The following is a 25,568-nucleotide window of genomic DNA, read 5'->3' as shown; positions in this document are numbered from 1 at the left end:
CGCGGGTCCTTCGGGGGGAAGGAGCGTGCAGGTGGATCTCGGATACATCAAGTCTCTTAGTCGTCGGTCACGCTCGCGGTCAACGGCTGCGGGGGAGGTACCGGCCGACGCGGGCGGGTGGACTCGCGCCGACCGGTACTCCCCTCCCTCACGGGCCCGCTCCCCAACGGGCCCCGCCGGGTGACCCCTCCCCCGAAGGGCACCCGGCCGACGGTGTCCGGGGGCCCCCTCGGCTCCCGGCCACCGCGTTTTCCTCCGAATCCGGCACCCCCTGCCGCGATCCGATCTCCGTGCTTGGCTGCTCCACAGGACGCAGTGGGGGGACCCCCAGATACACGAACGCCGAAGTTTTTTCGAAGCTCGACGGAATGCGGCTACTTGATCACCGAGAGTGCACCGGCAAGCGTTTGCGCCCACCGCGCGTATCCCGCAGGCCCGGGGTGGAAGCGGTCCGACGCGAAGGCCGCGGGGTCGAGGAGATCGGGAGCCATGGGTACATGGGTCACGCCGGGGACGCGCGCCACGGCGGCGGCCGCGGCGTCGAGCGCGGTGGACCGGGCGGCGAGGACGTCCCGCAGCGGCCGCGGCAGCGAGGGGAAGCGTGCCATCGGCGGCACCCCGGCGAGGACGACCTCGACCGGGCCGAGGCGGCGTCGCAGGTCGACGACCAGGGCCAGCAGGTCACGGCGGTAGCCCGCGGCGGAGCGCAGCTCGATCGTGTCGTTGACGCCGAGCGCGATCACCACGAGATCGGCGGGCTCCACGAGCGGCGCCAGTTCGGCGCGGACGGTCCGGGCGTTGGCGCCGGTCTTGCCGACGGCCTGCCAGCGCACGGCCCGGCCGCCCTTCGCGAGTTCACGGGCGAGGCAGCCGGTCAGCGCCTCTTCGTGGGTGGCCGCGCCGACACCGTCCACTGTGGATTCGCCGAGCACGGCCAGCCGGACCGGCTCCCCCGCCCCGTCGACGACGCCGTCGCCGGGCCCGGCGGCCCCGGGCAGCCGCGGCGTCGTCCGCTTGACGTAGACCGCCTGGGCGGCGAGGAGGAGAAGCACACCTCGACGTTAGCTGGCGCGGTTCTTCTCTTCGCGCATCTTGTGCCAGCGCTCATACATCCCGTTGAGCTCTTCGAGCATGAACGACAGGAAGTCCCGCATCTCGGCGAGCCGTTCGCCGGCGGGCGAGCCCTCGCCCAGCGCGTCGATGCCGTTCTCGGCCGCGTCGCGCCACATGATGATCATGCGGTCGCGCTTGAGGAACGTGGCGTACCAGAGGTCGTCGAAGAGGCGGTAGTGGTCGCGGCGCTCGCCGGGCTCGCGTTCCTTCGCGACCAGGCCGATCTGCCCCAGGAAGCGCACGGCGCCGGAGACGGCCGCGGGGCTGACCGACAGCTGCGAGGCCAGGTCGGCCGCGGTCAACCGGCCTTCGTCGGTGGTCATCAGGGCCGCGAACACCCGCGCGGACATGCGCTGCATCCCGATCTGCGAGAGCACCAGGGCCAAGCTTTCGACGTACCGGCGGACGGCGTCTTCATCTCGCTTCGTGTCAGGCGTCGTCATCCGGCCATCCTCTCGCACCACCCAGTCAAGATCACTCGGTCTAGACATTTTCTTAACTTCACAACTTCGTGAAATCAGTGTAGCTTCCGAAGCATGGAAAATGCCATCGCGATCTCCGGCTTGCACAAGTCGTTCGGCCGGACCAAGGCCTTGGACGGCCTCGATCTGCAGGTACCTACTGGGGAAGTACACGGATTCCTGGGCCCGAACGGCGCCGGGAAGTCGACCACCGTCCGGGTCCTGCTCGGCCTGCTGCACGCGGATTCGGGGGACGTCCGGTTGCTCGGCGGCGACCCCTGGAAGGACGCGGCGAGCCTGCACCGCCGGCTGGCCTACGTGCCCGGCGACGTCAACCTCTGGCCCAACCTCTCCGGCGGCGAGGTGATCGACCTGCTCGGGCGCCTGCGCGGCGGCCTCGACGAGAAGCGGCGCGCCGACCTGCTCGAGCGGTTCGACCTCGACCCGAAGAAGAAGGGGCGGACGTACTCGAAGGGCAACCGGCAGAAGGTCGCCATCGTCGCCGCGCTCGCGTCCCGGGTCGACCTGCTGATCCTCGACGAGCCGACGTCCGGCCTCGACCCGCTGATGGAGGCGACGTTCCAGTACGCCATCCAGGAGGAGCGCGAGCAGGGCCGCACAGTGCTGCTCTCCAGCCACATCCTCGCCGAGGTCGAAGCGCTCTGCGACAAGGTGAGCATCATCCGCAACGGCCGCACCGTGGAGTCGGGCACGCTCGCCGAGCTGCGCCACCTGACCCGGACGTCGATCACCGCCGAGCTCGCCGGACCGCCCAACGGGCTGGCGAACCTGGAGAACATCCACGACCTCAAGGTCGACGGCAACCGCGTCCGGTTCGACGTCGAAACCCGCTCGCTCGACGAGGCGCTGCGCCAGCTGACCCAGGTCGGCGTGCGAAGCCTGGTCAGCCAGCCGCCGACGCTGGAAGAGCTGTTCCTGCGGCACTACACCACCGAGGCGAGCGCGAAATGACCGCGACCCTCTCCCGCGAAACCGAACCCACGCCGGCGCACGAACTCGCCGGCACCTGGCACCTGACGCGGCTCGCGCTGCGCCGCGACCGCGTGACCCTGCCGATCTGGATCGTGCTGCTCAGCGTCATCCCGGCGAGCACCGTCAAGACGTTCGCGCAGTTCTACCCGACCGACGCCGACCGCCTCGCGCTGCAGGCGGGCGCGAACGCCAACCCGTCGTACGCGCTGCTCTACGGGCCGCCCTTCGACCTGACCAGCGCGGGCGGGTTCATCGCCTGGCGCATGTGCGGGTTCCTGGCGCTGCTGATCGGGCTGATGGCGGTCTTCACCGTCACCCGGCACACGCGCGCCGAGGAGGACACCGGACGCGCCGAGCTGCTCGCGTCCGCGGTCGTCGGCCGGTACGCGGCGCTGACCGCCGGGGTGCTGGTGGCCGGCGCGGCGAGCGTGCTGATCGGGCTGATCCAGGTCGGCTCGATGATCGGCGCGGGTCTGCCCGCGGCTGGTTCCCTCGCCTTCGGCGCGTCGGTCGCCTTGGCCGGGCTGGTGTTCACCGCGGTCGCCGCCGTCGCCGTCCAGCTCGCCGAGTACTCCCGCACGGCCAACGGGATCGGCACCGCCGTGGTCGGCGCGGCGTTCCTGCTGCGCGGCGCCGGTGACTCCACTGTGGACGCTCGCTGGCTGTCGTGGCTGTCGCCGATCGGCTGGGTGCAGCAGATCCGCGCGTTCGCCGGCGAACGCTGGTGGGTGCTGCTGCTGCCGGTGGCGTTTGCCTTGGTGGTCAGCGCGGCCGGGTATTGGCTGCTGCCCCGCCGCGACGTCGGCGTCGGTTTCCTGCCGCCGCGGCCGGGCCCGGCGCGGGCGGCCGCGAGCCTGCGGTCCCCGCTCGCGCTGGCCTGGCGGCTGCACCGCGGCCCGCTGTTCGGCTGGACGATCGGGATGGCCGTCGTCGGCGCGGTGTTCGGCTCGATCGCCAGCGGCATCGGCGGCCTGGTCGGCTCGAGCCCGCAGGCACAGCAGATCATGGAACGGCTCGGCGGCGCGCACGGCCTCACGCAGGCGTTCCTCGCCACGATGGCCGGCATGTTCGCGATGGTCGCGTCGCTGTACGGCATCCAGGCCGTGCTGCGGATGCGCGGCGAGGAGACGGCGATCCGGCTCGAACCGGTGCTGGCGACCAGCGTCGGCCGGCTGCGCTGGGCGGGCGGCCACCTGCTGTTCGCGTTCTTCGGCACGGCGTTGCTGCTGCTGGCCGGCGGTCTGTTCCTGGGGCTGGCCAACGGGTTGCGCACGCACGACGTCGGCGGCTCGGTCGGCGACATGCTGAGCGGGATGCTGGTCCAGCTGCCCGCGACGTGGGTGGTGATCGCGCTGGCGGTGACGCTCTTCGGGCTGCGGCCGGCCTACTCGGCCGCGGCGTGGGGCGTCGGGGCCTTGGCCCTGCTGATCAGCCTGTTCGGCCCGATCGTCAACCTGCCGCAGGGCGCGCTGGACGTCTCGCCGTTCCAGCACCCGCCGAAGCTCCCGGGCCAGGAGTTCGTGGCGACGCCGCTCGTCTGGCTCCTGGTGGTCGCGGCCGTCGCGCTGGGCGCGGGCCTGGCCGGCTGGCGCCGCCGCGACGTCGGCTGAGCGCTACTTCGGCCGGATCTCGCGGTCGGCCCCGACCACGAGCTGCGCTTGCGGCCCCGCCTGTCCGCACGCGGGGCCGCCCGGCTCGACCCAGGCGGGCGTCACGTCGGTGGTGTGCGGCCGCCCGTCGTCGAACCGCACGGTGACCCGGATCGGCTCGGCGGGCAGGCCCGGGAGATCGACGAAGCCCTGAAGCCCGCCCGTCGCGGTCTGCTGGGCGGAGCAGACGCCGGTCGCGCAGGTCGTGCTGCCCGCCGCGGTGCCGGGCATGAGGTCGGCCGGGCGCGTCACGCACCGGCCGTGCCAGCACGCTTCCAAGGTGGCGCGCGAGATCCCGGCCGCGGGCGGGACCGTCAGGCCGACGCCGACCCGGACGCCGATCGCCGGGCACCCCGGGCCCTCCCCGGCGCCACCACATCCGGCGGCGAGGACCAGGACCGCCACGAGCCACAGAACTCCGCGCATGCCCACCAGACGGTGCCGGCCGCACCACGGTTGCATCAGTCCTGACTGGTGATGACCACCAAGGACGTCGAGGTCGGCGTCGGGGCCGGGGTGGTCGTCGACGGCGTCGGCGGCGGGACCGTCACCTGGACGAGCGTGGTCGAGGTGACCGGCGGCGAGGTTTCGACGTCGGTCACCGTCGTGGCCGGGGGCGCCGGGGCCGTCACGGTGATCGGCACCACGGGAGTCGAGGAAAGCAACGTCGGACCGCTGACCTGCGGCGATGGGACTGTGGGACGACCGGCCACGAGCAGCGCGGCGACCAGCAACCCGGTGGCGAAGCCCGCCAGCCCGATCACCACAGCGGAGCCCCAGCTAGGTCGTCCGTGCATCCGGGCACCCCCTCGCCACGCGAAGCGCAGGTACGAGGAAACTCGCGTCGATCTTAACTCTTGTTACACACAGTCCGCCTTGAGCGTATTTGACTCAACTTTATTGCATCCAGTGCGCTCATGTGCCAGGTTCACGATCATGGGGGCGTTGCGGAACCGGGATTTCCGCCGGTTGTGGCCGGCCGACCTGGTGAGTCAGCTCGGCTGCAGGCCGGCGCGTGGTGCGACCGCGTGCGCCACCGGCCGGTGCTGATCGCCGCGGACTTCGGCCGGGCCGCGCTGATCGGCTCGATCCCGGTCGCGGCGCTGTTCGGCGTCCTCGGGCTGCCCCAGCTGCTGGCGGCCGTCCTCGGTGTCGGCCTGCTGACGATGTTCTTCGACATCGCCCACCAGACGTACGTGCCGCGGCTGGTCACGCGCGAGCAGCTGCCCGACGCCAACGCCCGGCTCGCGACGAACCTGTCCATGGCCGCGGTGGCGGGCCCGAGCCTGGCCGGGTTCATCGTGCAAGCCCTGGGCAACGCGACGGCGCTGGCCGCCGACGCCGTCAGCTACCTCTTCTCGGCGCTCTGGCTGCGGCGGATCCGGACGCACGACGTGCGGCCGGAACCCCGCGAGCGGCACCTGCTCCGCGAGATCGGCGAAGGTCTTCGGGTGGTCCGCGGCGATCCGGTGCTGCGGGCCATCGGCGGGTACTACGCGTTGACGAGCTTCTTCCAGTCGGTGCACCTGGCGATCGTGATCGTCTTCCTCAGCCGCGAAGTCGGCCTCGTGCCGTGGGTGATCGGCCTGGTCAACGCGTCCGCCCTGTCCGGCGCGCTCGCGGCCGGGCTCACGGCGCGGCGGCTCGGCGAGCGCGTCGGCCCGGCACGTGCGTTCTGGGGTTTCGCGGTGCTGACCGGCCTGGTGTACCAGCTCTACCCGTTCACCGGCCGCGGCTGGGCACTCGCGTGTTACGTCGCCGCCGGAGCTGCTGGGCCGGGTCAACGCGACCATCCGGACGCTGATCTGCGGCGTCATCCCGCTCGGCAGCCTCGCCGGCGGCGGGCTGGCCGGGTGGCTCGGGATGCGCGCCACCCTGCACGTCGCCGCCGCCGGGATCCTCGTGTCGGTCGCCGTCCTCCGGCCGCTGCGGAAGCTGCGCGACCTGCCGGTCACCGCGTCTTGAGCCCGTCGACGACCACGCGGACCAGGTGCCGGCTGCCCGGCGAGTACCGCTCGACGGCGAGGCAGCCGACCATGAGCGCCCGCAGGTCGTCGCCGTCGATGTCGGCGCGGACGGCGCCGACGGCCTGGGCGCGTTCGAGCAGCAGGCCGAAGGCGGCGCGGAAGTCGTCACCCGCGTCGGCCTTGAAACCGATGCCGCCGGCCTCGGTGAGGGCGTCGCAGATGGCGCGGTTGAGCGAGGCCTGCTTGATGACGCGGCCGAAGTACTCGAAGAACACTTCGCCGGGGTCGTCCGCGGCGGCGAGGCCGCGGGCCTCGTTGGTGAACTGGGTGATGCGCTCGAGGACGACGGCCTGGAACAGCGCTTCCTTGCTGGGGAAGTGCCGGTAGACGGTGCCGGCCCCGACGCCGGCCAGCCGCGCGATGTCGTCCAGCGGCACGGCCAGCCCGTCGGCGGCGAACGCCTCTTCGGCGGCAGCCAGGACTTTCGCCCGGTTGCGCCGCGCGTCCGCCCGAAGGCCGGTCTTCTCCATCAAGATCCTCCTCGTTGACAATCGGAACGCAAGTTCCGTATCGTCCTAAGCGGGTGCACCGTTCCGATTCAACGCACATCTTCTCAGGAGAATTCCGATGCCACGCACCGCGTCCGAGATAGCCGAGCTGGTCCGCACCGGGATGGCGACGATCGACGCCTCGGCGCTGTCGGACGTCTTCGCCGAAGACGCCGTCTACGAGCTGCCGTTCCGATCCGAACGCGTCGAGGGCCGCGACGCGATCCTGGCGGCCCTGACCGCGGGTGGCGTCCGCGCCCGCGCGCTGGGCCTGGAGAAGACCGAGGTCACCGTGACCCCGACGGAGTCCGGCTTCGTGCTGGAGCTGGTCGCCGTCGGCCGCGCGTTCCGGTTCCCCTCGTCGGTGGGCGTCGTGACGGTGGTGGACGGTGCGATCACCTCCTACCGCGACTACCCGAACGTCTCGGGCGCGTCCTCGGCGGCGCGGGCCGTGTTCGACGCGTTCCTGGCGGCGTCCGTCGAGAACCGGTGGGACGACCTCGCCGACCTCTACGCCGAGGACGTCGTGCTCGAGATGCCCTTCACCCCGGCCGGGGCCGACCGCTTCACGAAGGGCCGCGAGGAGCTGCGACGCCGGTTCACCGCCGCGGCCGCGGTCCGGCGGATCGTCAAGGCGGACAACGTCGTGGTGCACGAGACGTCGGACCCGGCGGTGCTGGTGGCGGAGTTCGACCTGCACCAGGAGATGGGCGGCGAGGCGTTCGTCTCGACGTACGCGATGGTCATGACGGTCGCCGGCGGCCGGATCACGCACTCCCGCGACTACGCGGACACCGCCGCGTCGGCGGAGCGGATCCGCCGGTTCAGGGAGTCGTCGCCTGCTGGCTCGTCGGGGGGATGAACAGGCGCTGGAACGTGCTGCTCGTGTACTGCCACACCCCCGGCACCAGCAGGATCCCGGCCAGCGCGAAAACCGGGAAGATCAGGCGCTTCTCGACCTTCTTGCCGGTCCGGAACCGCAGCGGCTTCGGCGGCCGGATCTCGTACCAGGTCTCGCCGGCGATGGGGATCGGGAAGAGGAACGGGCAGCCGGCTTCGGTGAGCGCGTCACCGAGGCAGTGGGTCAGGCAGCCCGCCGCGACCGCGACGCCGAGCCAGCCGGTGATCGACGCCAGCTCACCCGCGCGGTCCGGTGGGGCGGTGAAGAACCACCACGCCACCGCCGCGCCGCTCACCGGCAGGAGCCAGTCGCCCAGGGCGCCTTCCGCCAGCATCAGCCCGAAGACCACCACGCCGACCACGGCCCACGGGCCGCCGGCTTCGGTGCCCCAGGACGTCAGGGCGCCGAGGCCGGCCGCGAACAGGATCGTGTGGGACAGGTGGCGGTGCTTGCCCGTGACGTTCTCGTCGCGGGGGCCCTTCGTCAGGGCGTAGAAACCCGCCGAGACGCGGCGCAGCACCCAGGACAGGGCGCCGGTCAGCCAGCCGAGGAGGCGGGACGCGCTCGCGCCGGGGTGGTCCAGGTCGGGCAGCAGGGCGAAGCCCGCCGTCGTCGCGGCGAAGACCACCGCTTGGTGGACCGAGCCCGCGCCGACCGCCGGCGCGATGGCCAAGCCCGCGCACCACCCGGTCAGGGCATGCGTGCGCCCCATCATCGTGCCGCCCCCAGGATCCGCGAATCGAAATCAATCCGCAGGACCGTAGCGGGGGATCAGGCTTTCGGGTCCTCCGACACGCTCAGGTGTTCGGCCACGCCGGTGAGCTCGATCACCCGGCTGACGGCCGGGCTCGGGACGACCGCGAGCTGGACGTCCTGCTCGCCGGCCTGGCGCTGGGCGCGCAGGACCACGTTCAGGGCCGAGGAATCGAAGAAGGTCACCCCGGTCAGATCGGCCACGACCCGCTGCGCTCGCTTGTCCGCGATCAGCCCGGCGAGGGCCTCCTGCAGCTGCGGGCTGGTGAGCAGATCGAGCTCACCCGTGACCACCACCCGGGGCTCCGTCGCGTCGGTGTCCAGCGTGATGCCGAACCCGGGCGGGGTGGCGTTCTGGTCGGCTGCGGGCATGCAGTTTCTCCTCGTCAGGCGCTGCTCCTGCGCCGGGTACGCGCCTGTTGTCTCAAGCGGCAACCGTGTCACCGTGCCTTTCGCAATCCGGGGCGGGAACCCCGGCGTAGCGCGAGGATCGACCCCGCACCGGACACGGTCAAGGCAACTCCGGGACCAACCCTAACCCAGCGAGCGACCGAGCCCGCCACGGCCGCCGCCCTTTCGTGTGGAGTGCTCACCTGCGATGGGATCCTGCCTGCTCAGAGCGGTGTTCGGCGCGTGGTTCAGTGCGCACTGACGGCCTTGCGCTCGGCCCGGCGCTGCCGGAGGAACAGCTGCCGCCGCTCGATCTCGCCGAGGCCACCCCAGATGCCGTAGGGCTCCTGTACGGTCATCGCGTGCGCGCGGCACTGGGCCAGCACCGGGCAGGCCTGGCAGATGGCCTTCGCCCGCGATTCGCGCCGCTCCCGCGCCGAACCCCGTTCGTTGTCGGTGTGGAAGAAGAGGCTGCTGTCCGCACCCCGGCACGAGCCGCGCAGTTGCCATTCCCATTCTTCAGCAACCACATTGGGCAGCCGGCTCACGTCAGCCATGTCGTTCCTGCCTTTCCCCGGATCAGCACGTCGACCGCTATGTGCCCGCCGGTGGAGCGGATCAAACGCGGGTTTGGTTTGCTCACCCCAAGGGCATCTCGCTGACCGGGCGTCGAGGGACACCGCCAGTTACGCCGGCGTGAGTGCGGAGAAAGGAACAAACGTGGAGGACAACGCCCCGCTCGTGCCGGGAGGCGCGCAGGTCATCGAGGTGCGGACGGCCGCGATCCCGCACGTCGTGCCGACGTTGCGCACCATCGTGGCGGACATCGCGATGCGGCAGGACTTCGACCTCGACGCCGTCGAGGACCTCCGGATGGCGGTGGACGAGGCGTGCTCGCTGCTGCTGCCCGCCGCCTCCGACGGCAAGCTCACCTGTGTCTTCTCCTGGAGCGGCCCGCGCATCGAGGTCTCGGTGTCCGTTCTGTCGGACTCGCCCGACCACGGTGACGACACCGGTCTCTCCTGGCAGCTGCTGACCGCGCTCGCGACGTCGGCCGAGCGGACCGTGACCCCCGAGGACGGGCGCTACCTGTCCCGGGTCGACCTCGTCCGGGAGAGCCAGGCGGCCGGCTCGTGACCGATCCCGCCGGGAGCAGCGGGTCCGACCTCGACGTCAGCGCGCTGTTCACCCACCTCGCCGCCTTGCCGGCGGACTCCCCGGAACGGGAGCGCATCCGCGACACCCTGGTCCGGAACCACCTCGAACTGGCGCGCAACCTGGCGCGGAAGTTCCGCAACCGCGACGAGGCGATGGAGGACCTGGTCCAGATCGCCACGGTCGGGCTGATCCACGCCGTCGACCGGTTCGACCCGGCGCAGGGCACGGACTTCCTGGCGTTCGCGGTCCCCACCATCTCCGGCGAGCTGCGCCACCACTTCCGGGACAACAGCTGGTCGGTGCGGGTGCCGCGGCGGCTCAAAGAGCTGAACGCGAACATCTCCGCCGCGCGCGAGGAACTCACCGTGCAGCTCTCGCGCGCGCCGCGCCCGAGTGAGATCGCCTCGCGGCTCGGCGTGCCGATCGAGGACGTCTACGAAGGTCTCCGCGCCGGTCAGGGCCGCTACGGCGCGTCGCTCGACCACCTGCTGGAGAACGCCGCGCACACGCGGTTCGGGGCGCCGGACGCCGAGCTCGGCCAGGCCGAGCTACGCGAGGCGCTGCGACCGATGCTGGAGAGCCTGCCGGACCGGGAGCGCAAGATCGTGGCGCTGCGGTTCGGCTCCGGGATGAGCCAGTCGGACATCGCGCGCCGCGTCGGGGTCTCCCAGATGCAGGTGTCGCGGTTGCTGGCTGCGACCCTGAAGAAACTGCGTTCGGGCCTGGACGAATCCGAGCTCGCCGACGGCACCTGATTAGCTGCTCAACGCCGTGGGTACTTCGCGGACAGTACCGAACTCACAGGGAGGGGGGACCCGATGACGACATCCGAGATGCCGCAGCGCACAGCCGTGCCGGCCGCGCCACTGAAGGTGCTTCTCCCGTCGGACGTCACCGCCCCGGCACTGGCCCGCCACGAGGCCCGCAAGGCCATGCTCGCCTTCGGCGTGGCCGAGGCGCCGCTGGAGGACGTCCTGCTGGCGACCTCGGAGCTGGTCACGAACGCCTTCGAACACGGCGAACGCCCCCAGCGCTTCGAGATGGAGTACGCCGACGGCCACCTGACGCTGCGGGTGTTCGACACCGGCCGGATGCTGCCCGAGCTGCGGGCGCCGTCCCCGGCCGAGGCGCGCAGCCGCGGGCTCGTGCTGGTCCAGGCGCTGTCCGAGGACTGGGGTTTCGAGCGCTGCCCCGGCGGCAAGTACGTCTGGGCGGTCTTCCGCGTCGCCTAGGCGTCACAGCAGTTCGCGGGCGGCTTCCGTCTCCCCGATCCGCTCCCGGAACGGCTTCCGGTCCAGGGCTTCGACGATCGAGTCCAGCAGAGCGCGCAGCGAGTGCGGCAGCTCGGCTTCCAGCGCCTCCCACGCCTCGGTCGTCGCCGTCCACTCCGCCTCCACCAGCGGCAGCAGGTCGCGCGTTTTCGGCGTGAGCGAGACGATCCGCTGCCGCGCGTCGGCGCCGGGTTCGAGCGTCACCAGGCCGGCCCGGTTCATCTGCGCGACGGTCTGGCTGGCCGCCGAGTGCGTCACGCGCATCTCCTCGGCCAGGTCCCGGATGGCCAGCGGCCCCTTCGCCAGCAAGGCGCGCACGACCGCCGAGTACCGCGGCCGGTAGTCCTCGAGGCCGATGTCGGCGAGGAACTTCGCGACGTCGCCGTCGAGCAGTTCGAGGACGTGCCGCAGCCGCGTCCCCAGCCCGTCCGGACCCGCAGTCATGGCCATGACGGCCGATCATAGGTGTGCTTGGATCGCGGCATGGAGAACCGGAAGATCACCCGCCTCGGCCGCGAGGTCTCGGTCGTCGGGCTCGGCTGCTGGCAGCTCGGCGCGGACTGGGGCGAGGTCGACGAGAAGGACGCCCTCGCCGTACTGCACGCGGCGGCCGACGCCGGCGTCACCTTCTTCGACACCGCGGACGTCTACGGCGACGGCCGCAGCGAACGGCTGGTCGGCCGGTTCCGCGCGGACCACGATGCGGTGTTCATTGCGACCAAGATGGGCCGCCGGGTCGACCAGGTGCCGGAGAACTACGTCGCCGCCAACTTCCGCGAGTGGAACGACCGGTCGCGCCGCAACCTCGGGATGGACACGCTCGACCTGGTGCAGCTGCACTGCCCGCCGGCGTCGGTGTACTCCACGGACGCCGTCTACGACGCCCTCGACGCGATGGTCGGGGAAGGCCGGATCAAGGCGTACGGCGTGAGTGTCGAGACCTGCGACGAGGCGCTGGCCGCGCTGGCACGGCCGAACGTCGCGTCGGTGCAGATCATCCTCAACTGCCTGCGGCTCAAGCCGCTGGAGCGGGTGCTGCCGGCCGCGGTGGACGCGGGAGCCGGCGTCATCGCGCGGGTGCCGCTGGCCTCGGGCCTGCTGTCCGGGCGCTACACGGCGAGCACCACTTTCGCCGCCGACGACCACCGGAACTTCAACCGGGGCGGCGACGCGTTCGACGTCGGCGAGACCTTCTCGGGCGTGCCGTACGAGGTCGGATTGGAAGCCGTCGAGCGCTTGCGCGGGCTCGTCCCCGAGGGGCAGACCTTGGCGCAGTTCGCGCTGCGCTGGATCCTCGACCAGCCGGGCCTGAGCACCGTGATCCCGGGCGCCCGCAACCCTTCGCAGGTGTCGGCGAACACGGCCGCGGCCGCGCTCCCGCCGTTGCCGGAGGAGGCGGCGGCCGGCGTCCGCGCGACGTACGAGGAGCTGATCCGCCCGCTCGTGCACGATCGCTGGTAGGCCCGGCATGATGAAGCGATGATGACGCCCGAAGAGCTCCTGACGACCACCAGGACCGTCCGCAAGCGGCTGGATTTCGACCGGCCGGTGCCGCTCGACCTGGTGAAGCACTGCATCCAGGTGGCCCTGCAGGCGCCGAGCGGTTCGAACACCCAGCGCTGGCAGTGGCTGGTCGTCACCGACGACGCCCAGCGGGCGGCGCTCGGCGAGATCTACGGCCGGGCGTGCCACGAGTACCTGGAGTCGGGCAACGCGGCCGGCAAGCTGTTCGCGGACGACCCGACGCGGGCCCCGGTGCAGCAGCGCGTCGGGTCGAGCGTCGCGTACCTGGCCGACCGGATGGGCGACGTCCCGGTGCTGGTGATCCCGTGCCTGGAGACAGCGTCGGACGAGCTCCCGGCGGGCAACCAGGCGGGCCTGTGGGCCTCGCTGCTGCCGGCGGTGTGGAGCTTCATGCTGGCGGCCCGCTCGGTGACCCTGGGCACGGCGTGGACGACGCTGCACCTGAAGTACGAACAGGAAGCGGCGGAGGTCTTGGGCCTGCCGAAGAACGTCCACCAGGCGGCCATGATCCCGACGGCGTTCTACACGGGCGAAACGTTCAAACCGGCGTCGCGCCAGCCGCTGGACGACGTGCTGCACCTCGATCGCTGGTGACGTGGGCCGGAGTCCGGGACCGGCTGGCCGACCTGTCGGCGGCCGACCCGGACTTCACCCGCTTCGGCGCCGGGAAGCATCGGTACCGGCTCGAACCGCCGGTGCCGGCGGCGGAGATCGCGGACTTCGAGGCGCGCCACGGGGTGACGCTGCCCGAAGAATACCGCGGCTTCCTGCTGTCCGTGGGCGGACACGGCGCCGGGCCGTACTACGGCCTGTATCGACTGAGCGCGCCGGAATGCCCCGACGAAGACGGCTGGCGGCCCGGGTTCCTCTCGACGCCGTTCCCGTTCACGGAGGCGTGGAACCGCGCCGAGCACCACCCGACCGACAACGAGATCCCCGACGACCTGTACTTCGACCAGCGGTGGATCACCGGCTCGCTGAAAGTGGCCCACTTCGGGTGCGGTGCCTATTTCCGGCTGGTGGTCACCGGCCCGGAACGCGGGCGGCTGTGGTTCGACGACCGCGCGTCGGACGGTGGCGTTTCCCCGTGCGGCACGGGCTTTCGGGAGTGGTACCTGAAGTGGCTCGACGGCCGCGAGCCATGAAGGCCTCCTTGCCGGGGCGAAGGGGGGACGTCGGCAAGGAGGCTTCACGGCCTTTCGGCGGCCAGGTGGCTCTAGCGCACCGTCAGCGTCAGCCGCTGGATGCCCCACGCGTCGGCCTGGGAGCCCGGTAGCCAGACGTCGACGATGTCGTCCTTGATCCAGCTGCCGATGTCCGCCGCGTAGCACTCGCCGTAGCCCGGGACGGAAAACCTGGTGCCCCACGGGATGTTGCGGGCGTCGACCGCGCAGAAACCCGGGCCGGCGCTGTAGCCCAGCGCCGTCTGGGCGACGTCGTTGTACGACGTGACGCGGTAGCTCAGCGTCGTGCCGGCCGGGATGCGGTAGGTCGCGAGGCGGTTGCCGGTGTCGAGGCGGTAGGCCGTGGAGATCTGGCCGAGCGAGCCGGGCGAGTTGTCCTCCGCCGTCATCGCGTAGAGCTGGTAGTTCGCGTTCTGGCACGGGCTCGCGTCGGTCACCGTGAGCGTCGGCTGGCCCCAGTCGGAAATCCACTGCAGGGCCTGGCCGTTGCGGAACGCGCGGTACGCCTTGGCGCCGCTGACGCGGGCGAACGTGAACGTCACCTTGCCGTCCGCGCCGAGGCCGCCGGTGACGGAACCCGGTGCGGGCAGCCGGTTCGAGACGTCCGCGGCGCCGACGAGGGTGCCGGGGCCGTGGCCGCCGGTGACCGGGCGGTCCGGGATCGGGCCGGTGTAGAAGTGCTGGCACGCGGGCAACGCCGCGGCGGACGCCGGGGCGGCGGGAGCGACGAGCAGGCTGCCGGCGGCGAAGGCCGTCAAGGCGAAGATCCTGGCGAAGCGCATGACGGGGGAACCTCCATGGCGGGGACCGGGGCGGAGGTGAAACAGGTGGGAGGTGCGGGTTCGCCGCGAAACAGACGTTAAGTGGCCTGGACCACACAGTCAATAGGTCTAGACCTTTAAAGGTTGCCAGTAGCCCGAACGGCTCAAAGCCGTGAATGGCACATCGAGGGACTCTGAGTCCCTCGATGTGCCATTCACGGCTTTACGGCGGGACTAGAGGTAACTCACCAGCTTCTCGGCGATGGCGGCCGGGTGGCTGAGCGGCGCGCAGTGCGGGCCGTCGACTTCGTCCGGCTCGACGCCGAGCCGCGAGCGGGCCACCCGGCGCTGGAAGTCCGGCGTGAAGAACCGGTCGTCGAGGAAGAGCACCGCTCGCGTCGGGACGTCCGGGTGAGCCGGCAGCGGCCACGGCTCGTCCCATTCCTTGCTCACCTGATCACGCACGTGCGCCTGGCACTCTTCGGCCAGCGAAGGCGCGACACCGTTGAAGAACTGCTCGGTCTCGCTCAGCCCGGTCGGCGCCGCGAAACCCGTGTTGCCCCACCACTGTCCCGGCTGCTCCCCCGGCGCCGGGATCATCCCGGCGAGGTAGACCAGCACCCGCGCCCGCACCTTCGCTGCGACCAGCGGCGCGGTGAAGCCGCCGTACGAATGCCCGACGACGGCGACGTCCGAAGCGTCGCCCAACGCGGCCAGCACGGTCTCGGTGAACTCCGCGAGCCCGGCCGAAGGATCGGTGATCGGCAGGTCCGGGGTGACGGCGTCGTGGCCGCGGGCCGCGAGCTCGGGCACCAGCCGGTGGAAGTCCCAGCCGCTGCCCCCGCCGCCGTGGATCAACGCGAACGTCGTCATGGCGGTCAGCTCAGCAGCGGCGGAGCATGTCCGTCAAGGCGGTCTTCTCACCCTCGGTCACGGTCAGCCCGTAGAAGTGCTTCACGACGATCCAATCGGTCGCGTAGGTGCACCAGAACGCCACGAGCGGCGGCTTCCACTGGTCGGGCGCCTTGTCGCTCTTCTGCTGGTTCAGGTTGTCGGTGACGGCGAACAGCTGCGGCCGGGTCAGGTCGTTGGCGAACTGCCCGCGCTTCTCGGTCGTCCACGCCTTCGCGCCGCTCGCCCAGGCCTGGCCGAGCGGGACCATGTGGTCGATGTCGAGGTCGGTCGCCGTGGTCCACGTCTCGTTGTCGTAGACGCTCGTCCAGGTACCCGACGTCGCCTTGCAGTCCTTGTCGGTCTTGACGTCCTTGCCGGCGCGCTTCAGCACGACTTCCCGCGTGTCACAGCTCGACCCCTGGCTCGCCCAGTGCGGGAACTTCTCACGGGAGTAACCGTCCATGGACGTCCGCGCCGCGACGGTCAGCTCGCCGAGCTGCTTCTGCGCGTCGGCGGCGTTGACCGGGACCGGCCCCGAAGGGGCGGCGGAAGACGTCGATGGGCCGGCGGACGGGGTCGCGCCCGCCCCTCTCGTCGCCCAGTAGCCGAAGAGGGCGACCGCGAGGATCGCGACTACCAGCAGAGTTCGCTGCGTCACGCTGAGCCGAAAGCCGCGGGCCGCCAAGATTTTCTCCTCTCACCTGGGGGTACGCGCGGCGTAGTCTTCCTGCTGTCGACGTGGGAAAACCGCGTCGACACGACGGCCTGGCGCGAATGTGATCTCGCCCACCCATGGCAGAGATGTCACATCGGGCCCATGAACTGCGACTACCGGAGCAAGGACCAGCCGGAGGGAGCAGGCCGATGCCCGGTCGGCTAAAGAAGTGGAACTCGAACTTCGACGACTACCTGCAGCGCAAGGCCGCCGAGGGCGGCAACGTCGTCGCCATGGCCCGGATGGGCGCGGCGATGCGCGAGCGCGGGGAGGTCGACGAGGCCGAGTCGTGGTACCGCAAGGCCGCCATGGGCGGGGACCGCACGTCGATGACGGCGCTGGCGCACCTGCTCAACGAGCGCGGCCTGCTGGAAGAGGCCGAGCGCTGGTGGCACGAGGCGGCGCTGGCCGGCGACCCGCACGGGATGCTGAACCTCGCCCGCTCCTACGAGCGGCAGGGCAAGCGCGACGACGCCCAGCACTGGTTCGGCGAGGCCGCGCGCACCGGCGACCTGTCGTCGATGGCCGCGCTGGGGCACCTGCTGCGCGAGCAAGGGAAGACCGAAGAGGCCGAGTCGTGGCTGCGGCAGGCCGCCGACGCCGGTTACACCGGCGCGATGATCGACCTGGGCATCCTGCTCCGCGACCGCGGCCAGGCGGCGGAGGCCGCCCGGTGGTGGCGCTCGGCCGTGCTGGCCGGCGACCTCGGGGGCGCGTGCCAGCTGGGCCGGCAGGCCGAGCGGCTGGGCCGGCCCACCGACGCCGAGAACTGGTACCGGCAGGGCGCGATCAGCGGCAACGTCGAGGCGATCGTCCGGCTCGGGCTGCTGCTGCACCGGCGCGGTGACCTCGAAGAAGCCGAGAACTGGTACCTCGACGCCGCCGAGCGGGGCGACCCGGCCGCGATGACCAACCTCGGCGTCCTGGCCCGCAACCGCGGCGACGAAGGCGAGGCCGCGGCCTGGTACCGCAAGGCCGCGGAACACGGCAGCGTCCCGGCCCTGACCAACCTCGGGCACCTCGCCGAGCACCGGGACGACCTCTCCGAAGCCGAGCGGTGGTTCCGCCGCGCCGCCGAAACGGGGGACGTCCAGGGCATGCTCAGCCTGGCCCGGATGCTGCGGTCGCGGGGCGCCGCCCATGAGGCCGAACTGTGGCTGGCCCGGGCGGAGCACGATCGGGGCGACCGCGAGCACCAACACTGATGCCGGAGGAACGAGCGAAAAAGTCACGCTCCGCCGACCATCACGGACCACGAATCACCCGAGTAGATCTATTGTGTGATCCAACTCACACCTCTAGCCTGGGGAAGCTCCCACCACCGAGCAGCTCCCGAGGAAGTGCCGCGATGCCGTGGTCACCGAATCACCCCGACTCCGTCGACGCGCTCTTCGCGCGCCGGGAGGGGCCGGTCCTGGCGTTGGCCGACGACGCGAGGGAGGTCGCGCGGGCGTGCCACGGCATGGCCCGCCGGTTCCACCGCGGCGGCAAGCTCGTCGTCTTCGGCAACGGCGGCCCGAGCACCGACGCCCAGCACGTGGCCGTGGAGTTCGTGCACCCGGTGATCGTCGGCAAGCGCGCGCTGCCCGCCGTCTCGCTGACCGCCGACGTCGCGACCGTCACGGGCGTGGCCAGCCGCGCCGGCCTCGACGACATCTTCGCCCACCAGCTGCGGATCCTCGGCGAACCGGCCGACATCGCGCTGGGCATCTCCACCGACGGCGACTGCGGCAACGTGAAGCGCGCTCTCGAAACGGCCCGTGACCTCGGCATGCTCACCGTCGCGCTGACCGGTCGTAACGGCGGCGCGATCGCCGCGACTACTGGGCTGGACCACGTCTTCATCGCGCACTCGGACGACCCGCGGGTCGTCAAGGAGGTACACGTGACGACCTACCACGTGCTGTGGGAGCTCGTGCACGTCTTCTTCGAGCAACCCGGCGTCCTGGCTCCGGAGGTGGCGTCTTGAGCGCCGCTGACGCCGACAGAGCGGCCACCCCCGTCTGCCACGACGGGGTGTGCATCACCTGCTCGGACACCGCGGTCGAGGTGACCGTGGTCGAACTCCTGGACCTCGGGTTCGCCGTTGTGGAAACCGGCTCCGGCCGGGAAGAGGTGAGCGTGGCGCTGGTTTCGGCCGGCGTCGGCGACCGAATCCTGGTGCACGCCGGGGAAGCCATCGCTCGCCTGGAGAATTCCTAGCCGAGGAGTTGACGCGCCATGTCGCGGGAACACACCCCCGTGGGCGCGGACGGTCTCGAAGCGCTGTACCCGTTCCTCTACGCGGGGTCCAGTGACGTCGACGCCGTCCTCGATCAGGTCGAAAAGTCCACTGTGGACAAAGTGCACGAGATCGTCGCGTTGCGCGCCCAGGTGCTGGCGGCCGATCGCGAGCACCTGTTCGCCTGTGTCCAGGACGTCGCTCGCGCGTTCGCCGGGGGCGGCCGGCTGCTCGCGTTCGGCAACGGTGGCAGCTCGACCGACGCCCAGGACCTCGCCAGCCTGTTCCTGAGCCCGGCGGGTGCCGCGAAACCGTTGCCCGCCTTCGGGTTGACGAACGACATCGCGGTGGTGACCGCGCTCTCCAACGACATCGGGTTCGACGTCGTGTTCGCCCGGCAGCTCGCCGCGTTCGGGCGCGCCGGCGACATCGCGGTGGGCCTGTCCACCAGCGGGAACTCCGCGAACCTGCTGCGCGCCTTCGACGAAGCCGCCCGGCTCGGCATGGTGACGGTCGGCATCGCCGGCTACGACGGCGGGAAGATGGCCGAGCTCGACAGCATCGACCACCTCTTCGTCGTCCCGTCGCCGTCCGTGCACCGCATCCAGGAAGCCCAGACGACCCTTTACCACGCGCTGTGGGAACTCACCCTCGGCGCGCTCGACGAGCTCGGGGTTAGGTGACCAGCCGTGACGCACGCGTCAGACACCGAAGAGAAGCCCATCCACATCCTCTGGATCAACGCCGGCCTGTCGTGCGACGGCGACTCCGTCGCGCTGACCGCCGCCACGCAACCGAGCATCGAGGAAATCGTCCTCGGCGCCTTGCCCGGCCTGCCCAAGATCGCGGTCCACTGGCCGTTGATCGACTTCGAGTGCGGGCCCGAGACGGGGGCCGACACGTTCATCGAGTGGTTCCACAAGGCGGACCGCGGTGAGCTGGACCCGTTCGTCCTGGTCGTCGAGGGGTCGATCCCGAACGAAGCGATCAAGGAAGAGGGCTACTGGTGCGGCTTCGGGAACAACCCCGAGACCGGCCAGCCGATGACGACCAGCGAATGGCTGGATCGCTTGACACCCAAGGCGCTGGCGGTCATGGCGGTCGGCACCTGCGCCACCTACGGCGGCATCCACGCGATGGAGGGCAACCCGACCGGCGCCATGGGCGTGCCGGACTACCTGGGCTGGGACTGGAAGTCCGGCGCCGGCATCCCGATCGTCTGCGTGCCCGGCTGCCCGACCCACCCGGACAACCTGTCCGAGACCATCGTCTACCTGCTGTACCAGGCCGCCGGGCAGGCGCCGATGATCCCGCTCGACGACCACCTGCGGCCGCAGTGGCTCTTCGGCGCGACCGTGCACGAGGGCTGCGACCGCGGCGGCTACTACGAGCAAGGTCAGTTCGCCGACACCTACGACTCCCCCAAGTGCCTGGTGAAGCTGGGCTGCTGGGGTCCGGTCGTGAAGTGCAACGTGCCCAAGCGCGGCTGGATCAACGGCGTCGGCGGCTGCCCGAACGTCGGCGGCATCTGCATCGGCTGCACCATGCCCGGCTTCCCCGACAAGTTCATGCCGTTCATGGACGAGCCCCCGGGCGCGCACGTGTCGTCGCTGGCCAGCGGCGCGTACGGGTCGGTGATCCGGCGGCTGCGGCAGATCACCGAGCGCAAGCTCGACAAGGAGCCCAAGTGGCGGCGCACGGGCAAGAAGCTCGACACCGGCTACAAGTCCTCGTGGCGCTGAAAGGGATCGGGAAATGACGGACAAGGGCGTGAGCACCAAGGGCCGGACCGACCTCGTCGAGATGGCCTGGGACCCGATCACCCGGATCGTCGGCAGCCTCGGGATCTACACGAAGATCGACTGGGCGGCCAAGCGCGTCGTCGAGTGCCACAGCACGTCGTCGGTCTTCCGCGGCTACAGCATCTTCATGAAGGGCAAGGACCCGCGCGACGCGCACTTCATCACCAGCCGGATCTGCGGGATCTGCGGCGACAACCACGCGACGTGCTCGGTCTACGCGCAGAACATGGCCTACGGCGTCCGCCCGCCGCACCTCGGCGAGTGGATCCTCAACCTCGGCGAAGCCGCCGAGTACATGTTCGACCACAACATCTTCCAGGAGAACCTGGTCGGGGTGGACTACTGCGAGAAGATGGTCGCCGAGACCAACCCCGGCGTCCTGGAGCAGGCCAACCGCACCGAAGCGCCGCACGCGCGCGACCACGGCTTCAAGACCATCGGCGACATCATGCGCTCGCTGAACCCGCTGGAGGGCGAGTTCTACCGGGAGGCGCTGCAGGTCTCCCGGAGCACGCGCGAGATGTTCTGCCTGATGGAAGGCCGGCACGTCCACCCGTCCACGTTGTACCCGGGCGGCGTCGGCACGGTCGCCACCGTGCAGCTGTTCACCGACTACCTGACCCGGCTCATGCGCTACGTCGAGTTCATGAAGCGCTGCCTGCCGATGCACGACGACCTGTTCGACTTCTTCTACGAAGCCATCCCCGGGTATGAAGAGGTCGGCCGGCGCCGGATCCTGCTCGGCTGCTGGGGCAGCCTGAACAACCCGGAGTACTGCGACTTCAGCTACGAGAACATGGAGTCCTGGGGCCGGAAGATGTACGTGACGCCCGGCGTGGTCGTCGACGGCAAGCTCGTCACCACCAGCCTGCTCGACATCAACCTCGGCATCCGGATCCTGCTCGGCAGCTCGTTCTACGAGGACTGGGCCGACCAGCCGATGTTCGTCACGCAGGACCCGCTGGGCAACCCGGTCGACCAGCGCCACCCGTGGAACCAGCACACCATCCCGCGCCCGGCCAAGCGCGACTTCGACAGCAAGTACTCGTGGACGATGTCGCCGCGCTGGTTCGACGGCAAGGACCACCTGGCCCTCGACACCGGCGGCGGCCCGATCGCGCGCCTGTGGGTGACCGCGCTCGCCGGGCTCGTCGACACGCCGTACGTCAAGTCGACCGGGCACAGCGTCACGATCAACCTGCCGCGCACGGCGACCAAACCCGAGGTCAGCTTCGAGTGGAAGATCCCGCAGTGGAGCAACGCGCTCGAGCGCAACCGCGCCCGGACGTACTTCCAGGCGTACTCGGCCGCGATGGCGCTGCACTTCGCCGAGCAGGCCCTCGGTGAGGTCCGCAAGGGCAACACGAAGACGTGGGAGCCGTTCAAGGTCCCGGACGAGGGTGTGAGCTGCGGCTTCACCGAAGCGGTGCGCGGGGTGCTGTCGCACCACATGGTGATCAAGGGCGGCAAGATCGCGAACTACCACCCGTACCCGCCGACGCCGTGGAACGGCAGTGTCCGCGACAGCTTCGGCACGCCGGGGCCGTACGAGGACGCCGTGCAGAACACGCCGATCTTCGAGGAGAACACGCAGGAGAACTTCAAGGGCATCGACATCATGCGCGCGGTCCGCAGCTTCGACCCGTGCCTGCCCTGCGGCGTCCACATGTACACCGGCAAGGGCAAGGTCGTCGAACGGCTGCACACCCCGCACGCGTTCGGCGGCGAGATCGCATGACGGACGTCGGCCGGGTCGGCGAACGGATCGAGCAGCTGCTGGGCGAGTTCTCCGGCCCGGACGCCGAGATCGCCGAGGAGCTCGTCCACACGCTGCTCGAGTTCTACGGCGCGGGGCTGGAACGGATCGTGGACGTCGTCGGCGGGGCGGACCGGCTCCTGCTGGGCCGCCTCGCCGAGGACGAGCACGTCCGGGGCCTGCTCGTGCTGCACGACCTGCACCCGAAGTCCACGCACGAGCGCGTCGCCGAGGCGCTCGACAAGGTCCGGCCGTACCTGGGCTCGCACGCCGGCGACGTCGAGCTGGTCGGGATCGACGCCGACGGCGTGCTCAGCCTGCAGCTGCAGGGCACGTGCGACGGCTGCCCGTCGTCGACCGTCACCGCGAAGTACGCCATCGAGAAGGTGGTGCGGGAAGCGGCGCCGGAGATCTCCGACGTCCACGTCGAAGGGGTCGTGCCCGAGCAGACCGGCCCGGGCGGACGTCCGCTGCTGCCGCTGGAAGCACTCGAGTGCCCGGTCCCCGCGGAGCCGGTGTGACGGGCGGGCTGCGCAGGTTCCGCAACCCCGTCCAGCGGACGGCACCCGGCGAACGGTGCGAGCTGTGCGCTGAGCCGATCGGCGGGGAGCACGGGCACGTGATCGACCTCGAGTCGCGGGCGATCATGTGCACCTGCCGGGGCTGCTACCTGCTCTTCACCCACCGCGGCGCGGGCGGGAAGCGGCACCGCGCGGTGCCGCAGCGGTTCCGGCACGCGCCGCGGTTCGCCCCCGGCGCCGCGTTGTGGGAGACGGCGGGGATCCCGGTGAAGACGGCGTTCCTGTTCCGCAACTCGGTGCAGGACCGGACGGTCGCGTTCTACCCGAGCCCGGCAGGGGCGACCGAGTCGCTCCTGCCGCTCGGCACCTGGGACGAGCTGCTGGCCGACACCCCGGCGTTCGCCGACGTCGCCGACGACGTCGAAGCGTTCCTGCTGAACAAGCTCGACCTGGGTTTCGAGTGCTTCCTGGTGCCGATCGACGTCTGTTACGAGCTGGTCGGGATCGTGCGGACGACGTGGCGCGGCTTCGACGGCGGCACCGAGGCGCACGAGGCCATCGACGGTTTCTTCGCGAGCCTGCGGGAACGCAGTGAGGTCGTGGCGGATGGCTGAGCTGACCTTCGACTGCGTCGACGTCCAGCCGATGAAGTACGCCGCGTCGCCGACGCTGGCGTTCAAGCTGCGGATCACCGAGCTGTCCGGGCAGCCGATCCACGCGATGGTGCTGCGCGTCCAGATCCGCATCGAACCGCAGCGGCGCCGGTACGCCGACGACGAGACCGAGCTGCTCACCCACCTCTTCGGCGACCGCTCCCGGTGGGGCGAAACGCTGAAACCGTTCCAGTTCACGACGGTGTCGGTGGCGGTGCCCGGCTTCACCGGCGCCACCGAGATCGACGCCGAGGTCCCGTGCACCTACGACCTGGAAGTGGCCGCCGGCAAGTACTTCCACGCGCTGACCGAAGGTGTCGTGCCGATGGTGCTGCTGTTCAGCGGCACGGTGTTCGGCAAGGGCGGCGCCGGGTTCTGGGTGGAGCAGGTGCCGTGGCACGCCCAGGCCGAGTACCGGATGCCGGTGAAGGTGTGGGACGAGCTGGTCGACCGCTACTTCCCGAACGTCGCGTGGATCAAGCTGCCCAAGGAGACGGTGGACGCGCTGCTCAAGTACAAGGCGCGCCACGCCATCCCGACCTGGGAAGCGGCGATGGAACGACTGCTGGCCGGTGAGCCGTGAACGTCCTCGAACAGGCTCGCGCGGTCGGCGACGCCGTCCTCTACGAGGGTTACCTGCTCTACCCGTACCGCGCGTCGGCCGGGAAGAACAAGGTGCGCTGGCAGTGGGGGGTGCTGATGCCGCCGTCGTACGCCTCGGCGGACATCGGCGAGCACGCGTCGGCGCGCGTCGAATGCCTGCTGGAACCCCTGGCGCACACGATCCTGCACGTCAAGCTGCGGTTCCTACAGGCGCAGGCACGTCTGGTCCACAACGGCGGTCGTTTTGTCGACACGGCGACCGTCGACGGCGTCGAGTACACGACCTGGGACGAAGCCGTCGAGCGTGAGCTGGACTTCGTGCTGCCGCTGGCGGAACTGCCCGCCGACACCCCGTTCTCCGTGCCCGGCGGCGAAGAACGCGAAGACGTCGGCGAGGGCTGTGCGCTGGTCCGGCGGACGCAGGCGCTCTCGGGCGTCCTCAGCGTCCGGCTCGACGCCCTCGACGGCCCGTTCGGCGGCGCCCGGGTGCGCCTGGACCTGTACAACACGACGGCGTCGCGCACGGACGGCACCCGTGAGCAGGCCCTGCACCACGCGCTGGTCGCCGCGCACCTGGTGCTCGGCGTCGACACCGGGCACTTCCTGTCCATGCTGGACCCGCCGGAGTGGGCGAAGCCGGCCGTCGAGGCGTGCCGGCAAGAGCGGTTGTGGCCGGTGCTGATCGGCGACACCGCGCGCAGCCGGGCGATCCTCGCGTCGCCGATCATCCTGTACGACGACCCGGCGATCGCCGCGGAGAGCCAGGGCGACCTGTTCGACGGCACCGAGATCGACGAGATACTGACGCTGCGCACGATGACGTTGACCGACGAAGAGAAACGCCAGGCCCGGGCCACCGACCCGCGCGCGGCGGCGATCGTCGACCGGGTCGACGCGATGCCGCCGGAGCTGCTCGACCGGCTGCACGGCACCGTCCGCTACCTGCGGTCGGTCACCGGGGAGCCCGAGCCGGAGACGGTGACCGTCGCGGGCGTCGACGTCACCGCCGGGTCGAAGGTGCGGCTGCGGCCGAACCTGCGCGGCACCGACGCCCAGGACATGTTCCTCGCCGGCCTGACCGCGACGGTCCGGAACGTGCTGTCCGATGTGGACGGTGTGCGGTACGTCGCGGTCACCCTCGACGACGATCCGGCCGCCGACCTGCAGGTCACGCACGGCCGGTTCCGGTACTTCTCCCCCGACGAGATCGAGCCATTGGAGGTCGCGGAATGAGGCCACGAGTGCTGGTGGCGGGCATCGGCAACATCTTCCTGAGCGACGACGGCTTCGGCGTCGAGGTGATCAAGGAACTCGAAGGGACCGAACTGCCGGAGTGGGTGCAGATCGCCGACTACGGCATCGCGGGTTTGCACCTGGCCTACGACCTGCTCGGCGGTTACGACACCACGATCCTGCTCGACGCCACCCCGCACGGAAAGCCGCCCGGCACGCTCTCGCTCATCGAAGCCGACGTCGACGACCTGGCGGCGTCGGCCTCGATCGACGCACACGGCATGCAGCCCGAAGCCGTGTTCCGGCTGCTGCGGCTGCTCGGCGGGGACGCCGGGCGGGTGCTGATCGTCGGCTGCGAACCCGCGTGCCTCGACGAAGGGATCGGGCTTTCCCCGGAGGTCGAGGGGGCGGTGCCGGCCGCGGTCCGCGCCGTCACCGAGCTCGCCTGGGGCACCAGCCCGACCCTGCCCGGCAAACAGAAGACGGAGGTCTGAGCC

At 70.8% G+C, this 25,568-nt stretch carries 32 protein-coding genes and 1 pseudogene; 21 read left to right on the top strand and 12 right to left on the bottom strand.

The genetic code is table 11. The features are described 5' to 3' along the window. Positions 1–374 precede the first annotated feature (374 nt). Positions 375–1,052 (bottom strand): SGNH/GDSL hydrolase family protein, encoded by a 678-nt coding sequence (locus OHS18_RS32610; protein ID WP_328446124.1) that lies wholly within the window; start codon positions 1,050–1,052, stop codon positions 375–377. 9 nt (positions 1,053–1,061) lie between these two features. After that, entirely contained in the window at positions 1,062–1,556 is a 495-nt protein-coding gene (locus OHS18_RS32605) for a GbsR/MarR family transcriptional regulator (RefSeq protein ID WP_328613440.1), read from the bottom strand. 93 nt (positions 1,557–1,649) lie between these two features. Here OHS18_RS32605 and OHS18_RS32600 point away from each other — a divergent pair, with 93 nt between their 5' ends. Both OHS18_RS32600 and OHS18_RS32595 read left to right on the top strand, forming a co-directional pair. Continuing rightward, entirely contained in the window at positions 1,650–2,546 is an 897-nt protein-coding gene (locus tag OHS18_RS32600) for an ABC transporter ATP-binding protein (protein ID WP_328613439.1), read from the top strand. Then, entirely contained in the window at positions 2,543–4,177 is a 1,635-nt protein-coding gene (locus OHS18_RS32595) for an ABC transporter permease (RefSeq protein WP_328613438.1), read from the top strand. The genes OHS18_RS32600 and OHS18_RS32595 overlap by 4 nt, the downstream gene beginning before the upstream one ends. 3 nt (positions 4,178–4,180) lie before the next feature. On the opposite strand, the gene OHS18_RS32590 is transcribed toward OHS18_RS32595, so the two are convergent. Together OHS18_RS32590 and OHS18_RS32585 are read right to left on the bottom strand one after the other, a co-directional pair. Beyond that, on the bottom strand, positions 4,181–4,642 hold the full coding sequence (locus OHS18_RS32590) for a hypothetical protein (RefSeq protein WP_328446132.1): 462 nt from the start codon (positions 4,640–4,642) through the stop codon (positions 4,181–4,183). A 35-nt stretch (positions 4,643–4,677) separates the two neighbouring features. Further along, entirely contained in the window at positions 4,678–5,013 is a 336-nt protein-coding gene (locus OHS18_RS32585) for a hypothetical protein (RefSeq protein ID WP_328446134.1), read from the bottom strand. A gap of 120 nt (positions 5,014–5,133) precedes the next feature. Between OHS18_RS32585 and OHS18_RS32580 the strand changes: the two are divergent. Then, a pseudogene (locus OHS18_RS32580) lies at positions 5,134–5,925 on the top strand (MFS transporter); the annotation flags it as partial. Positions 5,926–6,167: 242 nt separating this feature from the next. On the opposite strand, the gene OHS18_RS32575 reads toward OHS18_RS32580, so the two are convergent. Then, the gene (locus tag OHS18_RS32575) at positions 6,168–6,713 is read right to left on the bottom strand and encodes a TetR/AcrR family transcriptional regulator (protein ID WP_328613437.1); all 546 of its coding nucleotides are present in this window, start codon (positions 6,711–6,713) and stop codon (positions 6,168–6,170) included. Between the two features lie 97 nt (positions 6,714–6,810). Between OHS18_RS32575 and OHS18_RS32570 the strand changes: the two genes are divergently transcribed. Next, positions 6,811–7,593: a nuclear transport factor 2 family protein gene (locus OHS18_RS32570; RefSeq protein ID WP_328613436.1), complete on the top strand. Its 783-nt coding sequence runs from the start codon at positions 6,811–6,813 to the stop codon at positions 7,591–7,593. Here the strand turns inward: OHS18_RS32570 and OHS18_RS32565 are convergent. From OHS18_RS32565 to OHS18_RS32555, 3 genes are all read right to left on the bottom strand, one after another. Continuing rightward, positions 7,556–8,344 (bottom strand): metal-dependent hydrolase, encoded by a 789-nt coding sequence (locus OHS18_RS32565; protein WP_328459117.1) that lies wholly within the window; start codon positions 8,342–8,344, stop codon positions 7,556–7,558. The two genes, OHS18_RS32570 and OHS18_RS32565, sit on opposite strands and share 38 nt — an antisense overlap. 59 nt (positions 8,345–8,403) lie before the next feature. Then, the gene (locus tag OHS18_RS32560; protein WP_328446141.1) at positions 8,404–8,757 is read right to left on the bottom strand and encodes an STAS domain-containing protein; all 354 of its coding nucleotides are present in this window, start codon (positions 8,755–8,757) and stop codon (positions 8,404–8,406) included. 266 nt (positions 8,758–9,023) lie between these two features. Then, positions 9,024–9,332 carry a WhiB family transcriptional regulator gene (locus OHS18_RS32555; protein WP_328446143.1) on the bottom strand — a complete coding sequence of 103 codons (309 nt, stop codon included), beginning with the start codon at positions 9,330–9,332 and terminating at the stop codon, positions 9,024–9,026. A gap of 163 nt (positions 9,333–9,495) precedes the next feature. Between OHS18_RS32555 and OHS18_RS32550 the strand changes: the two genes are divergently transcribed. The 3 genes from OHS18_RS32550 to OHS18_RS32540 all read left to right on the top strand — a co-directional run bounded on the left by OHS18_RS32550 (position 9,496) and on the right by OHS18_RS32540 (position 11,165). Beyond that, complete coding sequence (locus OHS18_RS32550; RefSeq protein WP_247060051.1) at positions 9,496–9,912, top strand: anti-sigma factor; 417 nt, start codon at positions 9,496–9,498, stop codon at positions 9,910–9,912. After that, positions 9,909–10,688, top strand: a complete 780-nt coding sequence (locus OHS18_RS32545; protein WP_328446147.1) for a SigB/SigF/SigG family RNA polymerase sigma factor — start codon at positions 9,909–9,911, stop codon at positions 10,686–10,688. Before OHS18_RS32550 ends, OHS18_RS32545 begins: the two co-directional genes overlap by 4 nt. Before the next feature lie 63 nt (positions 10,689–10,751). Continuing rightward, a complete protein-coding gene (locus tag OHS18_RS32540) occupies positions 10,752–11,165 on the top strand; it encodes an ATP-binding protein (protein ID WP_328446149.1) in 414 nt (137 codons plus the stop codon). Positions 11,166–11,168: 3 nt separating this feature from the next. On the opposite strand, the gene OHS18_RS32535 is transcribed toward OHS18_RS32540, so the two are convergent. Then, complete coding sequence (locus OHS18_RS32535; protein WP_442874515.1) at positions 11,169–11,648, bottom strand: MarR family winged helix-turn-helix transcriptional regulator; 480 nt, start codon at positions 11,646–11,648, stop codon at positions 11,169–11,171. A gap of 39 nt (positions 11,649–11,687) precedes the next feature. On the opposite strand from OHS18_RS32535, the gene OHS18_RS32530 reads away from it, so the two are divergent. Genes OHS18_RS32530 through OHS18_RS32520 form a run of 3 tightly spaced genes read left to right on the top strand, consistent with a single transcriptional unit; the run spans position 11,688 to position 13,873 of the window. Next, on the top strand, positions 11,688–12,665 hold the full coding sequence (locus OHS18_RS32530) for an aldo/keto reductase (RefSeq protein ID WP_328446153.1): 978 nt from the start codon (positions 11,688–11,690) through the stop codon (positions 12,663–12,665). An 18-nt stretch (positions 12,666–12,683) separates the two neighbouring features. Continuing rightward, entirely contained in the window at positions 12,684–13,322 is a 639-nt protein-coding gene (locus OHS18_RS32525; RefSeq protein WP_328613435.1) for a nitroreductase family protein, read from the top strand. Further along, a complete protein-coding gene (locus OHS18_RS32520) occupies positions 13,319–13,873 on the top strand; it encodes an SMI1/KNR4 family protein (protein ID WP_328613434.1) in 555 nt (184 codons plus the stop codon). Before OHS18_RS32525 ends, OHS18_RS32520 begins: the two co-directional genes overlap by 4 nt. Before the next feature lie 71 nt (positions 13,874–13,944). Here OHS18_RS32520 and OHS18_RS32515 read toward each other — a convergent pair whose 3' ends face one another. The 3 genes from OHS18_RS32515 to OHS18_RS32505 form a co-directional block, all read right to left on the bottom strand. Next, on the bottom strand, positions 13,945–14,694 hold the full coding sequence (locus tag OHS18_RS32515; RefSeq protein WP_328446159.1) for a 3D domain-containing protein: 750 nt from the start codon (positions 14,692–14,694) through the stop codon (positions 13,945–13,947). Positions 14,695–14,907: 213 nt separating this feature from the next. After that, positions 14,908–15,546 carry an alpha/beta fold hydrolase gene (locus tag OHS18_RS32510; protein WP_328613433.1) on the bottom strand — a complete coding sequence of 213 codons (639 nt, stop codon included), beginning with the start codon at positions 15,544–15,546 and terminating at the stop codon, positions 14,908–14,910. A gap of 10 nt (positions 15,547–15,556) precedes the next feature. Next, entirely contained in the window at positions 15,557–16,252 is a 696-nt protein-coding gene (locus OHS18_RS32505; protein ID WP_328446163.1) for an HNH endonuclease family protein, read from the bottom strand. Positions 16,253–16,431: 179 nt separating this feature from the next. Here OHS18_RS32505 and OHS18_RS32500 point away from each other — a divergent pair, with 179 nt between their 5' ends. The 11 genes from OHS18_RS32500 (at position 16,432) to OHS18_RS32450 (ending at position 25,565) form a co-directional block, all read left to right on the top strand. Then, complete coding sequence (locus OHS18_RS32500; RefSeq protein WP_328613432.1) at positions 16,432–17,487, top strand: tetratricopeptide repeat protein; 1,056 nt, start codon at positions 16,432–16,434, stop codon at positions 17,485–17,487. 143 nt (positions 17,488–17,630) lie between these two features. After that, a complete protein-coding gene (locus OHS18_RS32495) occupies positions 17,631–18,251 on the top strand; it encodes a D-sedoheptulose-7-phosphate isomerase (RefSeq protein ID WP_328446166.1) in 621 nt (206 codons plus the stop codon). Then, on the top strand, positions 18,248–18,484 hold the full coding sequence (locus OHS18_RS32490; RefSeq protein ID WP_442874324.1) for a HypC/HybG/HupF family hydrogenase formation chaperone: 237 nt from the start codon (positions 18,248–18,250) through the stop codon (positions 18,482–18,484). The genes OHS18_RS32495 and OHS18_RS32490 overlap by 4 nt, the downstream gene beginning before the upstream one ends. 18 nt (positions 18,485–18,502) lie before the next feature. After that, positions 18,503–19,186, top strand: coding sequence for a D-sedoheptulose-7-phosphate isomerase (locus tag OHS18_RS32485; RefSeq protein WP_328446169.1), 684 nt, complete (start codon positions 18,503–18,505; stop codon positions 19,184–19,186). A 6-nt stretch (positions 19,187–19,192) separates the two neighbouring features. Next, entirely contained in the window at positions 19,193–20,245 is a 1,053-nt protein-coding gene (locus OHS18_RS32480; RefSeq protein WP_328446171.1) for a hydrogenase expression protein HypE, read from the top strand. 13 nt (positions 20,246–20,258) lie between these two features. After that, positions 20,259–22,043, top strand: coding sequence for a nickel-dependent hydrogenase large subunit (locus tag OHS18_RS32475; RefSeq protein WP_328446173.1), 1,785 nt, complete (start codon positions 20,259–20,261; stop codon positions 22,041–22,043). Further along, positions 22,040–22,582, top strand: coding sequence for a NifU family protein (locus OHS18_RS32470; RefSeq protein WP_328446175.1), 543 nt, complete (start codon positions 22,040–22,042; stop codon positions 22,580–22,582). The genes OHS18_RS32475 and OHS18_RS32470 overlap by 4 nt, the downstream gene beginning before the upstream one ends. Beyond that, positions 22,579–23,196 (top strand): DUF5947 family protein, encoded by a 618-nt coding sequence (locus OHS18_RS32465; RefSeq protein WP_328446177.1) that lies wholly within the window; start codon positions 22,579–22,581, stop codon positions 23,194–23,196. Before OHS18_RS32470 ends, OHS18_RS32465 begins: the two co-directional genes overlap by 4 nt. Beyond that, positions 23,189–23,818, top strand: coding sequence for a DUF6084 family protein (locus OHS18_RS32460; RefSeq protein WP_328613431.1), 630 nt, complete (start codon positions 23,189–23,191; stop codon positions 23,816–23,818). Before OHS18_RS32465 ends, OHS18_RS32460 begins: the two co-directional genes overlap by 8 nt. Continuing rightward, positions 23,815–25,071, top strand: coding sequence for a hypothetical protein (locus OHS18_RS32455; RefSeq protein ID WP_328613430.1), 1,257 nt, complete (start codon positions 23,815–23,817; stop codon positions 25,069–25,071). Before OHS18_RS32460 ends, OHS18_RS32455 begins: the two co-directional genes overlap by 4 nt. Then, positions 25,068–25,565 carry a hydrogenase maturation protease gene (locus tag OHS18_RS32450; protein ID WP_328446183.1) on the top strand — a complete coding sequence of 166 codons (498 nt, stop codon included), beginning with the start codon at positions 25,068–25,070 and terminating at the stop codon, positions 25,563–25,565. The genes OHS18_RS32455 and OHS18_RS32450 overlap by 4 nt, the downstream gene beginning before the upstream one ends. Positions 25,566–25,568 lie beyond the last annotated feature (3 nt).

Source organism: Amycolatopsis sp. NBC_00355, assembly GCF_036104975.1.
In the GTDB taxonomy this organism is placed as follows: Bacteria; Actinomycetota; Actinomycetes; order Mycobacteriales; family Pseudonocardiaceae; genus Amycolatopsis.
Note: the sequence above shows the minus strand (reverse complement) of the source record. Positions and strands in the feature narration are given on the sequence as shown.

What these genes read in the sequence shown, in the direction of transcription:
- OHS18_RS32575 (WP_328613437.1), bottom strand. Translation starts at nt 6,713, where the DNA reads ATGGAGAAGACCGGCCTTCGGGCGGACGCGCGGCGCAACCGGGCGAAA.
- OHS18_RS32605 (WP_328613440.1), bottom strand. Translation starts at nt 1,556, where the DNA reads ATGACGACGCCTGACACGAAGCGAGATGAAGACGCCGTCCGCCGGTAC.
- OHS18_RS32590 (WP_328446132.1), bottom strand. Translation starts at nt 4,642, where the DNA reads ATGCGCGGAGTTCTGTGGCTCGTGGCGGTCCTGGTCCTCGCCGCCGGA.
- OHS18_RS32570 (WP_328613436.1), top strand. Translation starts at nt 6,811, where the DNA reads ATGCCACGCACCGCGTCCGAGATAGCCGAGCTGGTCCGCACCGGGATG.
- OHS18_RS32535 (WP_442874515.1), bottom strand. Translation starts at nt 11,648, where the DNA reads ATGACTGCGGGTCCGGACGGGCTGGGGACGCGGCTGCGGCACGTCCTC.
- OHS18_RS32540 (WP_328446149.1), top strand. Translation starts at nt 10,752, where the DNA reads ATGACGACATCCGAGATGCCGCAGCGCACAGCCGTGCCGGCCGCGCCA.
- OHS18_RS32450 (WP_328446183.1), top strand. Translation starts at nt 25,068, where the DNA reads ATGAGGCCACGAGTGCTGGTGGCGGGCATCGGCAACATCTTCCTGAGC.
- OHS18_RS32560 (WP_328446141.1), bottom strand. Translation starts at nt 8,757, where the DNA reads ATGCCCGCAGCCGACCAGAACGCCACCCCGCCCGGGTTCGGCATCACG.
- OHS18_RS32530 (WP_328446153.1), top strand. Translation starts at nt 11,688, where the DNA reads ATGGAGAACCGGAAGATCACCCGCCTCGGCCGCGAGGTCTCGGTCGTC.
- OHS18_RS32500 (WP_328613432.1), top strand. Translation starts at nt 16,432, where the DNA reads ATGCCCGGTCGGCTAAAGAAGTGGAACTCGAACTTCGACGACTACCTG.
- OHS18_RS32510 (WP_328613433.1), bottom strand. Translation starts at nt 15,546, where the DNA reads ATGACGACGTTCGCGTTGATCCACGGCGGCGGGGGCAGCGGCTGGGAC.
- OHS18_RS32565 (WP_328459117.1), bottom strand. Translation starts at nt 8,344, where the DNA reads ATGGGGCGCACGCATGCCCTGACCGGGTGGTGCGCGGGCTTGGCCATC.
- OHS18_RS32475 (WP_328446173.1), top strand. Translation starts at nt 20,259, where the DNA reads ATGACGGACAAGGGCGTGAGCACCAAGGGCCGGACCGACCTCGTCGAG.
- OHS18_RS32460 (WP_328613431.1), top strand. Translation starts at nt 23,189, where the DNA reads ATGGCTGAGCTGACCTTCGACTGCGTCGACGTCCAGCCGATGAAGTAC.
- OHS18_RS32485 (WP_328446169.1), top strand. Translation starts at nt 18,503, where the DNA reads ATGTCGCGGGAACACACCCCCGTGGGCGCGGACGGTCTCGAAGCGCTG.
- OHS18_RS32555 (WP_328446143.1), bottom strand. Translation starts at nt 9,332, where the DNA reads ATGGCTGACGTGAGCCGGCTGCCCAATGTGGTTGCTGAAGAATGGGAA.
- OHS18_RS32585 (WP_328446134.1), bottom strand. Translation starts at nt 5,013, where the DNA reads ATGCACGGACGACCTAGCTGGGGCTCCGCTGTGGTGATCGGGCTGGCG.
- OHS18_RS32515 (WP_328446159.1), bottom strand. Translation starts at nt 14,694, where the DNA reads ATGCGCTTCGCCAGGATCTTCGCCTTGACGGCCTTCGCCGCCGGCAGC.
- OHS18_RS32525 (WP_328613435.1), top strand. Translation starts at nt 12,684, where the DNA reads ATGATGACGCCCGAAGAGCTCCTGACGACCACCAGGACCGTCCGCAAG.
- OHS18_RS32600 (WP_328613439.1), top strand. Translation starts at nt 1,650, where the DNA reads ATGGAAAATGCCATCGCGATCTCCGGCTTGCACAAGTCGTTCGGCCGG.
- OHS18_RS32595 (WP_328613438.1), top strand. Translation starts at nt 2,543, where the DNA reads ATGACCGCGACCCTCTCCCGCGAAACCGAACCCACGCCGGCGCACGAA.
- OHS18_RS32470 (WP_328446175.1), top strand. Translation starts at nt 22,040, where the DNA reads ATGACGGACGTCGGCCGGGTCGGCGAACGGATCGAGCAGCTGCTGGGC.
- OHS18_RS32495 (WP_328446166.1), top strand. Translation starts at nt 17,631, where the DNA reads ATGCCGTGGTCACCGAATCACCCCGACTCCGTCGACGCGCTCTTCGCG.